This window comes from Neisseria shayeganii 871 (assembly GCF_000226875.1).
GTDB classification, from domain to species: domain Bacteria; phylum Pseudomonadota; class Gammaproteobacteria; order Burkholderiales; family Neisseriaceae; genus Eikenella; species Eikenella shayeganii.
Window position 1 is genome coordinate 1,944,780 of the sequence record NZ_JH164926.1, and the last position, 17,742, is coordinate 1,962,521.

Here is a 17,742-nt window from a genome sequence, read left to right on the forward strand (position 1 = left end):
GCAAAACAGAATCAAGGCTACCTGAAACCGTTTCAGGTAGCCTTGATTTCGCTGTGTCGCGCACCCTACGCATGAGTCTGAGACCTTTGCAAAACCTCCAGATGTGGATGCAGTTCAAGGCGTAGCAGCACAGCGAGTGCAGACATATCACATAGATAGGCAAGCGAGCGAGCAGCGCACAACGCAGAAATGCGCCGCAGATGGGGGTTTTGCAAAGGTCTCAACCTGCTCTCAGCACACATTCCCGCCGCGCCGGTGCACGCTCCATTGTTCTTCCCGCGCTTGCAAAGCCGCATACAGATGCGCCCGCGCCGCTTCCAGCTGCAAGGTACCGCAGAGAAAAACATCAACAGCGGCAAAACCGTATTCCGGCCATGTGTGGATGCTGAGATGGGATTCCGCCAACAGCAGCACGCCGGTGACGCCGCCCCCTTCGCCGAAGGTATGGAAGTGGCCGCCGAGTATGGTGGCGCCGGCGGCTTGTGCCGCGCCCTGCAGCGCGGTTTTCAGGTAGCCTTCGTCACGCAGCAGATGCGCGGGGCAGCCGTAAACATCCAGCAGGCCGTGCCCGCCCGGACGGTGGCTCATTTGTGTCCGCCCGTATAACCGCCGACAAAGCCGCCGCCGTGGGAACGGCTGCCGCCCTGCCCGTCGCTCACCAGACTGTAATTGGTCACGGTGCCGATGAACATCGCCGCAATCGCGCAGACTAAATACATACCTTTAGACATGGTTCCACCTTCCTGGAAAAACGGCCGACAAGGGCAGTTTACGCTTCATCATCTTGATTCGGCTCGTTCATCAAACCGGCAAACCGGCCGGCGCGGATAATAAACCAAGCCACGGCGGCCGTGATCCCAGCCACCAAGGCAAACCCTGTGAAGCCGTCTCTGTCCAGCGCGGTCAATATCGCCGGCAAATTGATGAGGACAAAGACATACTTCAGCAGCTTGGGCCAGCTGAAGGCTTGCCGGTCGGGCGTCATCTTGGCCTGATAAGCCGGCGCATCGGCCTTCAAACCGAACCACTCGCGGATATGCGCGTAGCTTACCGGCGTGCTCTTGCTCCACGCCACTTCGGACGGCGAGCGCTCGATGCACAACTTGCTCTGGCCTTGGTCGTAATCGGTATAGTAGTTCACGTCGTCGGCGCGGATGTGCCAGTAGAAAGCACCGACGGCATAACGCACCCGCCCGCCGTAGTCATACAGCTTGCGGCCGTTGCGCGGCACCAGCGACTGCCCCTGCAGAGTCGGCCAGCGGTTTAAGGTTTCCGACACGCTCCATTCGCCTTGGCGGGTTTCCACCAACCACAAAAAACCGCTTTGCGGTTCGAACAGCAGGTATTCCGTCCACTGCCCTTCGGGATAGAGCTCTTCTACATAGCCGCCGTGCAGCATCCGCCAAGCATCGTCGGGATCCAGCTCGTCTTTGCACACCGCACCGATCACGGTATAGGTTTTGCCGTTGATGCGGCCTTGCGCGCCCAAAGGCAGGGTCAGCCGCCGCTGTTGTTCCTGCCGCATTCCGTTTTGCCGCACCAGCTCGGCTTTGCCGCCGTCGGTGCTCAAATCGCTGTGGCAGCTGGGGCAGATGACGGTGGGCGTAAGGCCGGCAATCCACTGCACTTCCGAGCCGCAGTTGGGACAGCTTTCCGCGCGGCGCGTACCCTTCAGCCGGCCCGCGCTGTCGGCAATGGTCTCGCTGCTGCGGGTGTGGCCGAGTTTGAGCTCTTCCAGCGTCACGCCGCGGCCGACAAAGATTTCCGGCGGTTCGGCGGCGTAGTCGGTGGTCAGAAACAGGTGTTCGCAGCGCCAGTCGGCCACGCGGTTGGTCATTTGCGGCGGCAGGGCAAAGGGCAGCTCGCCTTCGGCCGCCGCCTGCGAAAGGGTGATGTGGCGCACATCGGAAGCGACAAACGCTTTGTCGCGGTACACCAAACGGCTCTCGCCGGCCGCCAATGCATCAAACGGCGGCGGTTCGGCGGCCGGACGCTCGGCAGCGGGCACGGTGAACACATATTGGTCGCCCGCTTCGGCCAGCCAGCCGCTGCTGCCGTCGTCGAACAGGACATACCATTCGTTCCACACGCCCACGTCGTAACGCGCCTGCAGGCGGCCGACCAAAGTGAAGTTTTGCGTGCCGAAGGTGCCGGTGGTGCCGATTTGCAGCGGGCTGAAGTCTTCCAGCAAGGCGGAGTCGCGGCCGGTGTCCACCACGCCGTCGTCCTGCCGCAGCAGCAGGCTGTTGCAGTAACCGCACACCAGCGTGACCGCCGTGGCCGAATGGGCGTGGACGGGGGCGCCGCAACTGGGGCAGTCGGTCTTGAAGAAGGGTTCGCTCATGGGGAAAATCCGTTTGTCGGCACGCCGTCTCACGGCGGCTCGGGCGGCACAGAGGCTACCTGAAACCGCCGGCAGCCAACATTTGCTCATGCTGCGGAGGCGGTTGGTTTTCAGGTAGCCTTTTGTTTAGCCGATCAGCTGTTTCAACACTTCGGCTTTAGCTTTTTCATAATCTTCGGCAGAAATCAAACCGCCGTCCAACAGGCTTTTCAGCTTGCCCAATTTGGCTTGCGGATCGTCCGCCGCCGGGGCGGGCGAAGTCACTTCGGCGACCGCAGCAGCAGCCGGGGCGGCAGGCGCGGCTTGTGTGGCGGGCTGCGGCGCTTGGCCGAAGCCGGCGGCCATCGCACCGGCCATCGCTTGCCCGATGCCGGCACCCACGCCCACACCGGCGCCGAGACCGGCCAGGCCGCCTTCGTTCTGTGCCGCCATCGGAATGGCGGTGGCGGTTTGGTATTGGGTGAACTTGCCCATGTCGCCGATGATGCCCATCGACATTTTGCTGTCCAGCGCCTTCTGCACGTTTTCCGGCAGGGTCACGCTTTCCACGGTGAAGCTTTCCAGCGTCAAGCCCAGCTTGGCAAATTCGGGCAGCAGCAGCTCGGTCATTTTTTGCGACAACAGCACTTGGTTGGCCGCCATGTCCAAAAACGGAATACCGGAAGTGCCGAAAGCGGCGGCCAGCTGAGTCATCGCGATATTGCGCAGCTGCTGTTCGAGCTGTTCGCCGCTGTAAGACGACACCACGCCGCTTACCTCTTTAAAGAAGGCGGCCGGATCGCTGATGCGGTAGGCATACATGCCGAAAGAGCGCAGCTGGATCACGCCGAAATCGCTGTCGCGCACGGTAACCGGTTGGGTAGTGCCCCAACGGCGGGCCAGCTGTTGGCGGGTATTGAAGAAATACACGTCCGACTTGAAAGGCGATTGGAACAGCTTGTCCCAGTTTTTCAGGTTGGTCAGCAACGGCAGGGTTTGCGTGGTCAGGGTGTAGCGGCCGGGCGCAAACACGTCGGCAGTCACGCCTTCGTCCACGAACATCGCCATCTGCGCTTCGCGCACCGTGAGGCTGGCGCCGTTTTGGATTTCCTGATCGGCCACCGGGAAACGCCACACCAAGGTGGCCGGATCCGGATCCGGCCATTGGATCACATCGATAAACTGCTTCTTGATAAAGTTGCCCAGCATCTTCTTTTCCTTTTTTGTCAAACGTGTTCAGGTAGCCTCAAGTGGCGCCGACGCGCCGAAACTCAACCCACCAGACAGGCCGCGTTCAGCAGCCCGACCGACACCGACACCGCCGCACACAAAGTGCCCACCGCCACATTATTGGCGGCCAACTCGCCCGAAGCATCCGGCACCAGGCGGGTAGCGGCAAAATACACGATGATTTGAATCACTGCGGCGGCGGCCCCCCACAGCATGAAATCCAGCAAGTGGATGTTGTTGGCAATGCTGGTGGCCAGCGGCAGGCAAAATCCCACCAGCGCCCCGCCGAACGAGAGGGCGCAAGCCAAATTGCCCTCCTTAATCAGGCGCAGCTCGGCCGCCGGCGTGCAGCGCAGATAGACGGCGGCGAACACCACCACCATCACGATGCCGACGGCCAGATATTGCAGATACAGCACATATTGGCTCAGGGAAATACTCACGGTTTGCTCCCACAAAACTCTGTTGCAGATGCGGTTGATTATGCCATATCCGTCCGCCGCCTGCAGAATGGATGTGGCCAGAGACCTTTGCAAAACCTCCAGATGTGGATGCAGTTCAAGGCGTAGCAGCGCAGCGAGCGTGAACGTCAGGAATCCCCGTGGGAAAGACATATCACATAGATAGGCAAGCGAGCGAGCAGCGCACAACGCAGAAATGCGCCGCAGATGGGGGTGTTGCAAAGGTCTCGGCCGGGTGGAGACCGCCACGCGCCGCATCCAAACACAAAAAAAGCCGAAACTGCCTGAATCAAGCAGTTTCGGCCCGTTTAAGCCGGCCTCAGTCGCGGCGGGTTTCCACTTGCTGCAGCGCCTCGGCCAACGGCGGTTCGACGGCGGCGGGCGGCAAATCGCAGCGGCGCAGACCGCGCGACGGCTCAGGCACGGCTTCAAGCGGCGGCAGATCGGTTCTGGTCTGCACCCACACCAAACTGCCCAAATCCAAGCTGTCCACGGTTTCTTCCACCTTGGCCGCCACCGCATGACGCGATACGGGCTGCTGGCGGGACAGAAACTCGGTGCTGGCCCAGCTGCGCGGCTTGTCGGCTTCGGCAGGCGACACCGCTGCGGCTGCCGGCTCCGCTGTCGTCGCCCGGGTGGCGGCAGCAGGCACTTCAGTCTCCGGCACCAATGGCTCGGCGGCCACCGCGGTTTGTGCGCCAACAGTCGGCTCATCGGCCGGCGTTGATTCAGGCTGCGCCGCTGGCTCAGCTTCAGCGGCCGGGGCCTCCTCTGGCGCGGCGGCAAACACAAATGTCGGCTGCGCTTCGGCGGCTTCGTCCTCATGCATCACCGGCAGGCTGATGATTAAGGGCGCTTCGCTGTCCGCCGATGCAGATGCCGGGTTTTCAGGTAGCCCGGCCGGCTCGACAGACGGCTCGGCCACCTGAGGATGGATGCCGAAGACGTGATCGGCAGCGGCGCGGACCAAATCGGCCTGCAAGCGGATGTCCAAATACTGGATGATTTTTTGTGCCGAAGCGATATTCCGCTGACGGCCTCTGCCTTTTTGGTTGCGCCGTTCGTTGCCGCCGGAGCGATCCTGACGCTCGCGGTTGCCGGAGCGGCGCTCACCGTTGCGGCCTTTGGCCTGGCCGCCCTCTTGGGCAGCCGGTGCAACTGCCGGATTCGGCTCGGAAGCGGCGGGCGCATCGACTTGAGAAACGGCTGGTGTCTCACCCTGTGACAAGGTAAGCGCCGCTTCAGGGGCTACCTGAACAGCTTCGTCCTTGCGCTGCTGACGGCGTTGGCGGCGGCGGTTGCCTTCCTGCTGATTGCCCCCTGCTTCGGCGCGGTTTTCCGCTGCTCGTTCGCGGCGGTTTTGCTCTTGCGGACGGCCGCGGCCGTTATGGTCGGCTTGCGCCTTGTTGTCGCGCTTGGGCGCACGGTTTTCGCCGCCTTCTGCCGAAGGCTGCACACGGTTTTCCGCTTCCGCTGCTGGACGGGGCGGCTGCTGGCGGCTGCGTTGGCGCTGATGCGGCGCTTTACGCGAACGGTTGCCGCCCAGATGGCGGTTGCCGTTGCGCTCGATTTTCGGCTCTTCAGCAGCACCGCCGAATACTCGGCCGAACCAAGCACAGATTTTGTCCCATAAGCCGATGGTTTTCTCTTCCACCACCGGCGCAGGCTGGCTGTGTTTCACGCCTTTCACCGCCGGCTCGGGCTTGGCCGGTTTGGCCTGACGGCCCACCTCCAAAGTCGGCTCGCCGTTTTCCGGCTCTTCCACCCGTTGGTAGCTCGGTTCGGGATCGTCTTCCACATTGTCGGGGCGCACACGGGTAACGGTGTAGTGCGGATTTTCCAAGCGCGGATTCGGAATCATCAGAATCGACACGTCCAGGCGCTCTTCCAAACCGAACAGCTCGGCGCGTTTTTCATTCAGCAGGAAGGTGGCCACGTCCACCGGCACTTGGGCATGCACCTCCTCGGTGTTGTCCTTCATCGCCTCTTCCTGAATGATGCGCAGCACATGCAGGGCGGTGGATTCGATGCCGCGGATAAAGCCGGTGCCGGCGCAACGCGGGCAGGCGGTGTGGCTGCTTTCGCCCAAAGAGGGCTTCAGGCGCTGGCGGCTCAATTCGAGCAGACCGAAGCGGGACAACTTACCCATCTGCACGCGGGCGCGGTCTTTCTTCAAGGCATCGCGCAGGGTGTTTTCCACATCGCGCTGATGCTTGGGGTTTTCCATATCGATGAAGTCGATCACGATCAGGCCGCCCAAATCGCGCAAACGCATTTGGCGTGCCAGCTCTTCGGCCGCTTCCATATTGGTTTTGAAGGCGGTGTCCTCGATATCGGCACCGCGGGTGGCGCGTGCGGAGTTCACGTCCACCGACACCAAAGCCTCGGTGTGGTCGATCACAATCGCGCCGCCGGAAGGCAGGCTGACCGAGCGCGAAAACGCGCTTTCGATCTGATGTTCGATCTGGAAACGGGAAAACAGCGGGATGTGGTCGTCGTAGTGTTTGAGCTTGCCCACATTATTGGGCATCACATAGCTCATAAACTCCTGAACCTGCTCATAGACTTCTTGATTGTCAATCAGGATTTCGCCGATATCGGGGCGGAAATAATCGCGGATGGCCCGAATCAGCAAGGAGCTTTCCATAAACAGCAGGTAGGGCTCGTGGTGGGCTTGGCCGGCGGCCTCGATATTTTGCCAAAGTTGAAGCAGGTAATTGAAATCCCATTGCAATTCTTCCACGCTGCGGCCGATGCCGGCAGTGCGCGCAATCAGGCTCATGCCGCGCGGCACGTCCAATTCGGCCATCGCCGCCTTCAGCTCTTGCCGCTCCTCGCCTTCGATGCGGCGCGACACGCCGCCGCCGCGCGGATTGTTCGGCATCAACACCAGATAACGGCCGGCCAGGCTGATGAAGGTGGTCAGCGCGGCGCCTTTATTGCCGCGCTCGTCTTTTTCCACCTGCACGATGACTTCCATGCCCTCGCGCAGCACGTCCTGAATGCGGGCGCGGCCGCCGTCATAATCTTGAAAATAAGAACGGGACACTTCTTTGAACGGCAAAAAGCCGTGGCGGTCGGTACCGTAATCGACAAAGCACGCCTCCAAAGAGGGCTCGATGCGGGTAATCACGCCTTTATAGATATTGCCTTTGCGCTGTTCTTTGCCCAGCGTTTCGATATCGAGATCGAGCAGGGTTTGCCCGTCCACGATCGCCACGCGCAGCTCTTCGGCCTGCGTGGCATTGAATAACATACGTTTCATTGGTGTTCACCTTCAATTGGCAGACACCCGAACGGTAATCAGTTTTTGAGCTTTTGAAGAAGCTGTTCCAAATCGGCCCCTGACCGCGCCCAAGGCTGGCCCGGCAAACCCATCGGTGGAAGGGCCTCAGGCTACCTGAAGCGTCTTATGCCGCCGACAACAGCCCAAACGGCATGGCGGCAAACCGCAGCCAACCGCCTGAGCGGGCAGAAATGAAACATGGTTTCCGTATGGAAAGAAAGAATAAAGAACAATGCCGCCTGCGGCCCGGGCCGCAGGCAAAAAATCGGTGCCGTATCTTCTCATATCGTCCGCCGCCGCAAGACGGAACCGGCGGCACAGGCAAAGCTTGCGTCTTAGGCCGGCGCGGCAGGGCGGATAAAGTCAAACTTAATTACCCGTTTCCCGGCAGGCTTTGGCGGGCCGGCCGAAGAATATCGTTGCGGGTGGTCTTTTTGCGCTAAAATATTTCAACAATACATCTTGTTTGCCGGCTACCGTTTTCTTGTTTTCAGGTAGCCTTTTCATCTTTGGTTCAACAGCCAAACAAGACCGCGCGGATTATAGAGAAAATGCCCACGATTAGCAAAGATTCAGTCAACTATTTCCACATCGGAGAAGCCGATGCCGGCCAGCGGCTCGACAACTACTTGGCCAAAATCCTCAAAGGCGTCCCCAAGAGCCACATCCAACGCATCATCCGCGCCGGCGAAGTGCGCATCAACAAAAAGCGCGCCAAACCCGAACAACGGCTGAATCCCGGCGACCAGGTGCGCATTCCGCCCGTCCGCACCGCCCGCAAAACAGCCGCCGCGCCGGCACCGGCGCGCGAATTCGATACCGTATTTGAAGACGACGCCCTGCTGGTGATCAACAAGCCCGGCGGCGTCGCCGTACACGGCGGCAGCGGGGTCAGCTTCGGCGTCATCGAACAACTGCGCCGCGCCCGCCCCGAAGCCCGCTATCTGGAATTGGTGCACCGTCTCGACCGCGACACCAGCGGCCTGTTGATGATTGCCAAAAAACGCAGCGCCCTAGTCAGGCTGCACGAAGCCCTGCGTCAAGACCACCCCAAGAAAATCTACCTCGCCCTAGGGGTAGGCCCTTGGCCGGCCGACAGCCGGCACGTCCGCCTGCCCCTGCTCAAATACACCGGCGCACAAGGCGAAAAAATGGTGCGCGTTTCCGAAGAAGGGCAAAGCGCGCACACCATTTTCCGCGAACTGCAACGCTTTTCAGGTAGCCTGCTGCACAGCATCGGCCTCTCCGAACTCAGCTATATGGAAGCCACCCTGAAAACCGGCCGCACCCACCAAATCCGCGTCCACATGCAGGCACAACAGTGCCCGATTGCCGGCGACGAACGTTACGGCGACTACACCGCCAACAAACGCCTGCAAAAACTCGGCCTGAAACGCATGTTTCTGCATGCCTACCGCCTAGAAATCCAGCACCCCCTCAGCAACGAGCCGCTCAAGCTGCAAGCACCGTTGCCGCAGGAGCTGCAAAATCTGTTGGATATACTGTCCGCACCAAATACCCCATAGCAACATAACCATAAGTGTCCGCACGCATTAGATCTTATGTCTTTACACCTTCCCCGCCTATCCCTGTTCGGCTGTATCTGCCTGCTCCCCGCCCTGCTGTACGCCCAAACGCCGCCGGCCCTGCCTAGGCCGCAACCGGAAACCCGTTTCGACATCAGCCCCGAAATCCGTTCCGACGCACCGCCTGCCGCACACACTACAGGTAGCCCGGACCCTCAACAGCCGCTCAACATCAGCCCCGAAGAGCTGCTGCAAAACCCTGAGTTGCTGCATCGCGCCCTGCAGTCTTCCGTACTGCTCAACAACCTCGAAGGCGTGCGTCTGCTGCTGCCGCTCTACCGCCAGCTGCCCCCGCCGCACGAAGAAATGCTGCTGGTGCTGGCCGATGCCATGATCGCCCGTGCAGATGGAAAATACAATCAAGCCGTTACCGCCTACCGCCGGGCCCTTTCGCTGGAGCCGGATATGCCCGCCGTGCGCCTGTCGCTGGCGCAATCCCTGTTTGAAAACCACGAAAACGAAGCCGCCCGCGACCAATTCACCCGCCTGCGCGCCGACGGACAACTGCCGCCCGAAATCCGCCAACTGGTCGACCATTACCTCACCGCCCTCGATCAACGCAACACTTGGTCTTTCTACGGCAGCCTCCACTATCTGCGCGACGGCAACATCAACAATGCCCCCGCCAACCGCACCTTCCGCACCGCCAACGGCGAATTCACCTTCCCCGAACCCGAATCCGCAGAAGGCCTGGCCTACCGCCTCGGCGGCGCACGCGACTGGCTGCTGGGCGGCCATTGGTCGCTGCGTACCGCTGCCGACGCTTCCGGCAAATGGTATTGGAACAACCGCCCATACGATGACGCCTCAGCCCGCCTGACCGTTGGCGGCGCCTACAAAACCGCCCGCGCCGAAGCCGCCCTGCTGCCCTATTTCGAACGCCGCTGGTTCGGCAACCGCGCCTATTTGCGCGAAGCCGGCCTGCGCGCCGAATGGCGCTACTGGCTCGCACCCGGCCACCAGCTTCTGCTGGCCGGCGAATGGGGGCAGCAGCAGCACGACCGCCGCACCTTTCTCGACGGCCCCAACCGCAATGTTTCCGCCACTTGGCTGTATATTCAAAACCCGCGCCAATACTGGATTTTGGGCACAGACTACGCCCGCAAGAGCGCCCGCGACCGCAGCGACACCTATCAGCGCAACAGCCTGCGTGCCGGCTGGACCAGGGAATGGTCGTACGGCCTCTCCACCGCCCTCACGGCCGAAGCCGGCTTGCGCCGATACGACGGCCCGGATTTCCTCAACATCCGCCGAGAAGACAAAGAATACGCCGCCAGCCTGTCTGTCTGGCACCGCCGCGTCCACTTCTGGGGCATCACCCCCCGCTTGGTGGGCACCTGGCAAAAGAGCGACAGCAACCACCCGCTTTACCGTTTCCAAAAAAGCAATCTGTTTATCCAAATCGGCAAAACCTTTTAGCCCGATACTCTATTTTTTCCACACACAAACTTTCAGGTAGCCTCTCAAAATCCATATGAAAAAACCCTACCAACTGCTGATATTCGATTGGGACGGCACACTGGCCGACTCCACCGCCCAAATTGTTGAGGGCGTGCAAAACGCCTTCCGCGAACACGGCCTCAACCAGCCGACAGAAGAAGACATTCGCCAAATCATCGGCTTAAGCTTAAACGAAGCGATTGCCCGCCTGCATCCCGGCTTGCCTGCCCGGCAAACCGAAGCCCTGATTGACGCCTACCGCCAACACTATTTCCACCGCCGCCCGCCCACCATACTGTTTGCCCAAGCCGCCGCCGCCCTGCCCAGGCTGCAGCAGCACTACTGGCTGGCCGTGGCCACCGGCAAAAGCCGGCGCGGACTGGACCTCGCCCTACAGGAAACCGCCAGCGCCCACTACTTTCTCAGCACCCGCACCGTAGATGAATGCGCCGCCAAACCGCAGCCCGAAATGGTGCTGTCGATCTGCGACGAACTGGGCGTAGCGCCGGCCGACGCCTTGGTGATCGGCGACACCACCCACGATTTGAATATGGCTTATAATGCCCGCTGCCACGCCGTCTCCGTCACCACCGGCGCCCACGCCGCCGCCCAGCTGCAAACCGTGCCCCATCAGGCCATGCTCGGTGGCATACAAGACCTGCTCCGCTGGCTCAACATCCCTAACGGCTAAACAAACGGCCGCCCCACCACAACATCAGGCTACCTGAAAGCCTTTTCAGGTAGCCTGATGCACACAATCCCCACATCGAGGAAACCCACCGTGAAATACACCGTCTCCCCTCCCGAAAAGCGCACCGAAAACTGGGAACGCGACACACTGGAAAAAGTACTGCTCGAAGCCTACCGCGAACAGCGGCGCGCCCGCATTTGGAAGCTCGTCTTCCGCCTCATCCTGCTTGCCTTCTTCGCCCTCTACCTCGTCGCCATCTTCGGCAAAGTCAACCAATTCAACCCGCACAGCCAACAGCCGCACACCGCCGTCATCCAGCTCGACGGCGTCATCACCAGCCAGGCCGACCAAGTGGCCAAACTGCGTGAAGGCTTGGCCGCCGCCTACAAAAACCCGCACGTCAAAGGCGTCATCATCCGCGCCAACAGCCCCGGCGGCTCGCCCGTGGTGTCCAACATCGCCTACCAGGAAATCCGCCGCCTCAAAGCCGAACATCCGAAAATCCCGCTGTATGTCGTGGCTGAAGACGTCTGCGCCTCCGGCTGCTACTACATCGCCGCCGCCGCCGACAAAATCTACGCCGACCCCACCAGCATCGTCGGCAGCATCGGCGTGGTCGGCAGCAGCTTCGACCTCACCGGTCTGATGGACCACCTCGGCATCAAACGCCGCAACCGCACCGCCGGCGAACACAAAGGCATGGGTGACCCCTTCAGCCCGGAAACCCCCGAACAAGCCGCCATGTGGCAAGCCATGCTCGACGACATCCACCGCCAATTCATTCACGCCGTACGCGAAGGCCGCGGCAACCGCCTGAAAGAAGCCGAACACCCCGATCTCTTCAGCGGTCGTGTTTACACCGGCGGCGAAGCCGTCAAAACCGGCCTCATCGACGCCACCGGCAACATCTACAGCGTTTCCCGCGACATCATCAAAGCCCCCGAGCTGGTGGACTACACCCCGCAAGACAGCCTGAGCCGCACCCTCAGCAAAAACTTCGGCGCCAGCATCCGTCAAAGCGTACAGGAAATCAGCCGCGACAGCGTGTGGTAGCCCGCTCGCAGCCCAAGATGTGCCATGGGAATCAAACCGGCAACAGTCCGCGCTCCACGCCAGATTCCACAGCATAAACTCGTTAGCCATACCGCCCGAGACCTTTGCCAAGGCTACCTGAAAAGATTGTCAGGTAGCCTTTGCCTCGGCATCCCAAACCATTTCCGCCATACGTAAAAATTAATTTCTTTTAAAATCATCAGCCCAAAACTCCATCAAACAAACCAACTTGACAGAACAACAGCCAACTGGTTTAATTACATTCTTTCAAAGCAAGGCCAGATAGCTCAGTTGGTAGAGCAACGGATTGAAAATCCGTGTGTCGGCGGTTCGATCCCGCCTCTGGCCACCACACTGCCGCATTTCGCGGCTTTTTTGTTGTCTAACGCCGTCTAATAAAATCTACCAAATCCATAACAGGCAAGGCTTTCAGAGAAAAATCCCCCCGTTTTGTCGTCTAATACCATCTACCGCCGTCTAATTGAATCTACCGTAAATTTACGGTATTTTTTACGGTATGGTATTTTTTACGGTATCCTGAAAGCACCACTGAAAAATACCGTAAAAATGCCCTTAAACAACCGCCGGATAAGGAATGCAAAGCCATCCGTCAAACCCTACAAACTGACTGACGGCGGCGGCCTGTATCTGCACGTTATCACGGTGGAGATAGGCTGAGACCCTTGAAAACCCCCATCTGCGGCGCATTTCTGCGTTGTGCGTTTATGCCCTATGGGTACTGCTCGCTCACTTGCCTATCTGTATGATATGTCTGTCCCATAGGGATTCCTAGCGTTCACGTTCGCTGCGCTGCTACGCCTTGAACTGCATCCACATCTGGAGGTTTTGCAAAGGTCTCAGGCTAGATGTAGAAAATGAGCCGGGTTGTTTACACCACAGGTTGAGAAAAATAGCTGTAGAAATTTGTAAAATGTCCCTATATCTTCTGAATGTCCGGGCGACAATTTAGGGAATATAAGGAATATTTTGCAAAGGTTTTAGCCTAAAAAGAAACGAGCCTAAGCATTTTGCTTAGGCTCGTAAAGCTGGTGGGTCGTGAAGGATTCGAACCTTCGACCAACGGATTAAAAGTCCGCTGCTCTACCGACTGAGCTAACGACCCGAATGTTGAATTATATCTATATATATAAATCCTGTCAAAGTCATCGGGAGAATCTGAATTTAATACAATGCAAAACTATCGGGGCGGCTTAGATAACTACTGTCTGAAAAACACTGAGGTGCCCAGTAAACAAAATAGCAATAGGAAACTTAATCGGGGCCAGACTCACAAAATAAGAAAGCAATATGGCATTTTGGGTACCATATTGCTTTCTTTTTGAATTAAAGATCATTGATTCTTACGAGAACGTAAGTAATCCAAAGCCTTCAACTCCGCGATTGCAGCTGCCAATGCAGCCTGTGCTTTGGCCAAAGATTCAGCATCTTCAGCATTAACCATTTTGGCTTCGGCGGCCTTTTTCGCCTCTTCTGCACGGGCCTGATCCATTTCCGCACTGCGTACGGCCACATCCGCCAGAATGGTTACTTTATTGGGTTGTACTTCCAGTACGCCACCAGAAATTGCCACCAACACTTCTTCAGCCTCACCGGGAACGCGTAAACGCAGCACACCCGGACGCACCAAGCTCATAATTGGAACGTGCTGAGGATAAATACCAAGCTCACCACTCACAGTCGGCACCACAGCAAACTCAGCTTGACCGGAATAGATGTTTTGCTCGTTACTTACCACTTCAACTTGCATGATACTCATGCCCGTCTCCTTAGCTTAAGGTCTTGGCTTTTTCCACAGCCTCTTCAATACCACCTACCATATAGAAAGCCTGTTCGGGCAAGTGGTCATATTCACCGCTCAAAATAGCTTTAAAGCCAGCAATGGTATCGCGCAGAGACACATATTTGCCAGGGGAACCAGTAAATACTTCGGCTACATGGAAAGGTTGTGACAGGAAGCGCTGAATCTTACGAGCGCGCATTACGGTCAACTTATCCTCATCAGACAATTCATCCATGCCCAAAATAGCAATAATGTCACGCAACTCTTTGTATTTTTGCAGTGTGGATTGCACGCCACGGGCCACATCGTAATGTTCTTGGCCCAATACCATGGGATCCAGCTGACGTGATGTGGAATCCAAAGGATCTACTGCAGGGTAGATACCCAATGATGCGATATCACGGCTCAATACCACCGTCGCATCCAAGTGTGCAAAAGTAGTTGCGGGAGAGGGGTCGGTCAAGTCATCCGCCGGTACATATACGGCCTGAATGGAAGTAATTGAACCAGTCTGAGTAGAGGTAATACGTTCTTGCAAGCGGCCCATTTCTTCCGCTAATGTCGGTTGGTAACCTACTGCAGAAGGCATACGGCCCAGCAATGCGGATACTTCTGTACCTGCCAAGGTATAACGGTAAATATTATCCACAAAGAACAAAACATCACGACCTTTGCCGCTGGCGTCTTTTTCATCACGGAAATGTTCAGCCATAGAAAGTCCTGTCAAGGCCACACGCAAGCGGTTGCCAGGAGGCTCATTCATCTGGCCATATACCATGGCCACTTTGTCCAAGACGTTGGAGTCTTTCATCTCATGGTAAAAGTCATTACCTTCACGAGTACGTTCACCAACACCCGCAAACACAGACAAACCACTGTGTGCTTTTGCAATGTTGTTGATCAATTCCATCATGTTTACGGTTTTGCCTACGCCGGCACCACCGAACAGGCCGACCTTACCGCCCTTGGCAAAGGGACAAAGCAAATCGATCACCTTAATACCGGTTTCCAGCAATTCGGTTGTACTGGACAACTCATCAAATTTGGGCGCCGGCTGGTGAATGGCGCGAGTTTGGTCGGCATTGATTGGACCAGCCTCATCAACCGGCTTGCCCAAGACGTCCATAATACGACCCAACGTTGCTTGTCCAACCGGAACCGTAATCGGGGCACCTGTATTTTGTACAGCTAAGCCGCGTTTTAGGCCGTCCGTACTGCCCATCGCAATGGTACGCACCACACCGTCGCCGAGCTGCTGTTGCACTTCTAATGTTAAATCGGTGTCAACCAATTTCAGAGCATCGTATACACGCGGGATAGCATTACGCGGAAATTCCACATCCACTACTGCGCCAATAATTTGTACGATCTTACCTTGGCTCATTATTGAATCCTATTTTAATCCGAGCAGTATGCAAGCTTATACGGCAGCTGCACCCGCCACAATTTCTGACAATTCTGTGGTAATAGCCGCTTGACGAGATTTGTTATAAACCAAACGCAGCTCTTTAATTGCATTACCGGCATTATCCGTAGCGGCTTTCATCGCCACCATACGGGCTGCCTGTTCGGAAGCCATATTTTCACATAATGCTTGATAAACCACAGACTCCAAATAACGGCGAACCAAATATTCGAGAACGACTGCCGGTTTGGGTTCATAAACATAATCCCAGCCATATTCTTTGCTCTCGGATACTTCGTGCAACACGTTCTGGCCAATCGGCAATAGAGTTTCCAAATGAGGTTCTTGCCTCATTGTATTAACAAACTCCGCATAAACCAAATGGATTACATCCAACTGACCTTCGGTATAACGTTGGAAAACTTCGGTAACTGCCCCCAAAAGCTTTTCCATTTTTGGGGTATCACCCAAGTTCACTGCACTGGCTACGACATTAATGCCTACGCGGTTACAGGCAGCCAAACCTTTGCTACCTAAACAAACAGCCTCAACCTCAACACCTTGCTGCTGGTATTCTTGCACTTTTGCAAAAAACCTTTTCAGCAAATTGGCATTCAAGCCTCCGCACAAGCCTTTATCTGTCGTAATCAAAATAAAACCGGCTCGCCTTACTGCTGTACGGCTCTCTAGGATTGGCAGATTATGCTCCGTTTCACTTTGAGCCAAATGACTCATCACCAAGCGGACTTTTTCTGCATAGGGCCGAGCCAAACGCATACGGTCTTGAGTCTTCCTCATTTTGGAAGTTGAAACCATCTGCATGGCTTTGGTAATTTTTTGAGTATTCTGAACACTACGAATCTTCGTCAGAATTTCTTTTCCTACCGCCATTTCAGACTCCTTTCTTCAACAACTTACGCTGTATAGTTGTAAGAGGTTTTGAAAGTTTTCATGGCTTCGGTCAAGACCTGTTCATTTTCATCAGACAATGCTCCAGAAGCATTAACGGCATCAAGCACAGCCGGATGCTGAACACGAATATAGTTCAAGAATTCAGCCTCAAAAGCCAGTGCTTTACTTACAGGCACATCGGCATAAGAACCGTTGTTAATGGCCCACAAAGTCAGCGCCATTTCAGCCGTATTCAAGGTGTTGAATTGTTTTTGCTTCATCAACTCAGTCACCACTTCGCCATGCTGCAATTGTTTGCGCGTCGCTTCGTCCAAATCGGATGCAAACTGCGAGAACGCAGCCAGTTCACGGTATTGGGCCAATGCCAAACGAATACCGCCACCTAATTTTTTAATGACTTTGGTTTGTGCCGCACCGCCGACTCGGGATACAGAAATACCGGCATTAATGGCAGGACGGATACCAGAGTTAAACAAATCAGTTTCCAAGAAGATCTGACCGTCAGTAATAGAAATAACGTTGGTCGGAACGAATGCAGAAACGTCGCCAGCTTGGGTTTCAATGATTGGCAAAGCAGTCAGAGAACCTGTTTTACCTTTTACTTCACCATTGGTCAGCTTTTCTACTTCATCTGCATTGATACGGGCAGCACGTTCCAACAAGCGGCTATGCAAATAGAAAACATCACCCGGATAGGCTTCACGACCGGGAGGACGACGCAGCAACAAAGAAATCTGACGATAGGCAACAGCTTGCTTGGACAAATCGTCGTAGACAATCAATGCATCTTCACCGCGGTCACGGAAAAATTCACCCATGGTACAGCCGGCATAAGGTGCAATAAACTGCAAGGCGGCAGCTTCCGATGCCGTGGCCGCCACGACAATGGTGTGCTCCATGGCACCATGCTCTTCCAATTTACGAACAACGTTCGCAATAGAAGAGGCTTTTTGGCCAACTGCCACGTAAATACAAACTACGCCCGTACCCTTTTGGTTCACAATCGCATCTAAAGCAACTGCCGTTTTACCGGTTTGCCGGTCACCAATGATCAACTCACGCTGACCACGGCCTACTGGCACCATTGAATCGATTGCTTTTAAGCCGGTTTGCATCGGTTGGTCTACAGATTGACGAGCAATCACACCGGGAGCAATTTTTTCAATCGGCGCAGTTTGCTGAGTGTCAATCGGACCTTTGCCATCAATCGGCTGTCCCAAGGCATTCACCACGCGACCGATCAAAGCACGGCCAATCGGCACTTCCAAAATACGACCAGTACACTTAACCTCATCACCTTCTTTGATGTGCTCATACTCACCCAGAACGATCGCACCTACTGAGTCGCGCTCCAAGTTCATGGCCAAACCAAAGGTGTTGCCGGGAAACTCCAGCATTTCGCCTTGCATTACGTCTGACAAGCCGTGTACGCGAACAATACCATCAGTCACAGAAATCACACTGCCTCGGGTGCGGACTTCTTGTTTGGCGTTTAAGTTCTCGATTTTGGCTTTCAGCAAATCACTAATCTCAGCAGGATTAATCTGCATGAAA

At 56.6% G+C, this 17,742-nt stretch carries 15 protein-coding genes, 2 tRNA genes and 2 pseudogenes; 7 read left to right on the plus strand and 12 right to left on the minus strand.

From position 1 onward, the window contains the following. Nucleotides 1-65: 65 nt before the first annotated feature. From HMPREF9371_RS13615 to HMPREF9371_RS09070, 7 genes are all read right to left on the minus strand, one after another. A complete protein-coding gene (locus HMPREF9371_RS13615; RefSeq protein ID WP_083814003.1) occupies nt 66-242 on the minus strand; it encodes a lipoprotein signal peptidase in 177 nt (58 codons plus the stop codon). Next, a complete protein-coding gene (gene speD / locus HMPREF9371_RS09050) occupies nt 232-588 on the minus strand; it encodes an adenosylmethionine decarboxylase (RefSeq protein WP_009119774.1) in 357 nt (118 codons plus the stop codon). Before speD ends, HMPREF9371_RS13615 begins: the two co-directional genes overlap by 11 nt. After that, nucleotides 585-731, minus strand: coding sequence for a hypothetical protein (locus HMPREF9371_RS12600; protein ID WP_009119775.1), 147 nt, complete (start codon nt 729-731; stop codon nt 585-587). Before HMPREF9371_RS12600 ends, speD begins: the two co-directional genes overlap by 4 nt. Before the next feature lie 38 nt (nt 732-769). Continuing rightward, nucleotides 770-2,434, minus strand: a complete 1,665-nt coding sequence (locus HMPREF9371_RS09055) for a DUF4178 domain-containing protein (protein ID WP_009119776.1) — start codon at nt 2,432-2,434, stop codon at nt 770-772. Between the two features lie 36 nt (nt 2,435-2,470). Beyond that, nucleotides 2,471-3,529, minus strand: coding sequence for an SPFH domain-containing protein (locus tag HMPREF9371_RS09060; RefSeq protein WP_040661055.1), 1,059 nt, complete (start codon nt 3,527-3,529; stop codon nt 2,471-2,473). Nucleotides 3,530-3,594: 65 nt separating this feature from the next. Continuing rightward, nucleotides 3,595-3,996 carry a DUF350 domain-containing protein gene (locus HMPREF9371_RS09065; protein WP_040661057.1) on the minus strand — a complete coding sequence of 134 codons (402 nt, stop codon included), beginning with the start codon at nt 3,994-3,996 and terminating at the stop codon, nt 3,595-3,597. A gap of 337 nt (nt 3,997-4,333) precedes the next feature. After that, nucleotides 4,334-7,279, minus strand: a complete 2,946-nt coding sequence (locus HMPREF9371_RS09070) for an Rne/Rng family ribonuclease (RefSeq protein ID WP_009119779.1) — start codon at nt 7,277-7,279, stop codon at nt 4,334-4,336. Between the two features lie 572 nt (nt 7,280-7,851). Between HMPREF9371_RS09070 and HMPREF9371_RS09075 the strand changes: the two genes are divergently transcribed. The 7 genes and pseudogenes from HMPREF9371_RS09075 (at nt 7,852) to HMPREF9371_RS13935 (ending at nt 12,949) form a co-directional block, all read left to right on the plus strand. Further along, nucleotides 7,852-8,826: an RluA family pseudouridine synthase gene (locus tag HMPREF9371_RS09075; RefSeq protein ID WP_040660440.1), complete on the plus strand. Its 975-nt coding sequence runs from the start codon at nt 7,852-7,854 to the stop codon at nt 8,824-8,826. Between the two features lie 36 nt (nt 8,827-8,862). Next, nucleotides 8,863-10,305: a surface lipoprotein assembly modifier gene (locus tag HMPREF9371_RS09080; RefSeq protein ID WP_009119782.1), complete on the plus strand. Its 1,443-nt coding sequence runs from the start codon at nt 8,863-8,865 to the stop codon at nt 10,303-10,305. Between the two features lie 55 nt (nt 10,306-10,360). Beyond that, a complete protein-coding gene (locus HMPREF9371_RS09085; protein WP_009119783.1) occupies nt 10,361-11,017 on the plus strand; it encodes an HAD-IA family hydrolase in 657 nt (218 codons plus the stop codon). A gap of 57 nt (nt 11,018-11,074) precedes the next feature. Further along, on the plus strand, nt 11,075-12,070 hold the full coding sequence (sppA, locus tag HMPREF9371_RS09090) for a signal peptide peptidase SppA (RefSeq protein WP_083814004.1): 996 nt from the start codon (nt 11,075-11,077) through the stop codon (nt 12,068-12,070). Nucleotides 12,071-12,346: 276 nt separating this feature from the next. Next, a tRNA-Phe gene (locus HMPREF9371_RS09095) sits at nt 12,347-12,422 on the plus strand. A gap of 215 nt (nt 12,423-12,637) precedes the next feature. Beyond that, nucleotides 12,638-12,727 (plus strand): annotated as a pseudogene (locus HMPREF9371_RS14070) (integrase); the annotation flags it as partial. 40 nt (nt 12,728-12,767) lie between these two features. Beyond that, nucleotides 12,768-12,949: pseudogene (locus tag HMPREF9371_RS13935) on the plus strand (ATP-dependent exonuclease). Between the two features lie 168 nt (nt 12,950-13,117). On the opposite strand, the gene HMPREF9371_RS09100 reads toward HMPREF9371_RS13935, so the two are convergent. The 5 genes from HMPREF9371_RS09100 to atpA form a co-directional block, all read right to left on the minus strand. After that, nucleotides 13,118-13,193: transfer RNA gene (locus tag HMPREF9371_RS09100), tRNA-Lys, on the minus strand. A 228-nt stretch (nt 13,194-13,421) separates the two neighbouring features. Further along, nucleotides 13,422-13,847, minus strand: coding sequence for a F0F1 ATP synthase subunit epsilon (locus HMPREF9371_RS09105; protein ID WP_009119786.1), 426 nt, complete (start codon nt 13,845-13,847; stop codon nt 13,422-13,424). A gap of 10 nt (nt 13,848-13,857) precedes the next feature. Next, the gene (gene atpD / locus HMPREF9371_RS09110; RefSeq protein WP_009119787.1) at nt 13,858-15,255 is read right to left on the minus strand and encodes a F0F1 ATP synthase subunit beta; all 1,398 of its coding nucleotides are present in this window, start codon (nt 15,253-15,255) and stop codon (nt 13,858-13,860) included. 36 nt (nt 15,256-15,291) lie between these two features. After that, nucleotides 15,292-16,167 carry a F0F1 ATP synthase subunit gamma gene (gene atpG / locus HMPREF9371_RS09115; RefSeq protein ID WP_009119788.1) on the minus strand — a complete coding sequence of 292 codons (876 nt, stop codon included), beginning with the start codon at nt 16,165-16,167 and terminating at the stop codon, nt 15,292-15,294. A gap of 23 nt (nt 16,168-16,190) precedes the next feature. Beyond that, nucleotides 16,191-17,738 carry a F0F1 ATP synthase subunit alpha gene (atpA, locus tag HMPREF9371_RS09120; protein WP_009119789.1) on the minus strand — a complete coding sequence of 516 codons (1,548 nt, stop codon included), beginning with the start codon at nt 17,736-17,738 and terminating at the stop codon, nt 16,191-16,193. Nucleotides 17,739-17,742 lie beyond the last annotated feature (4 nt).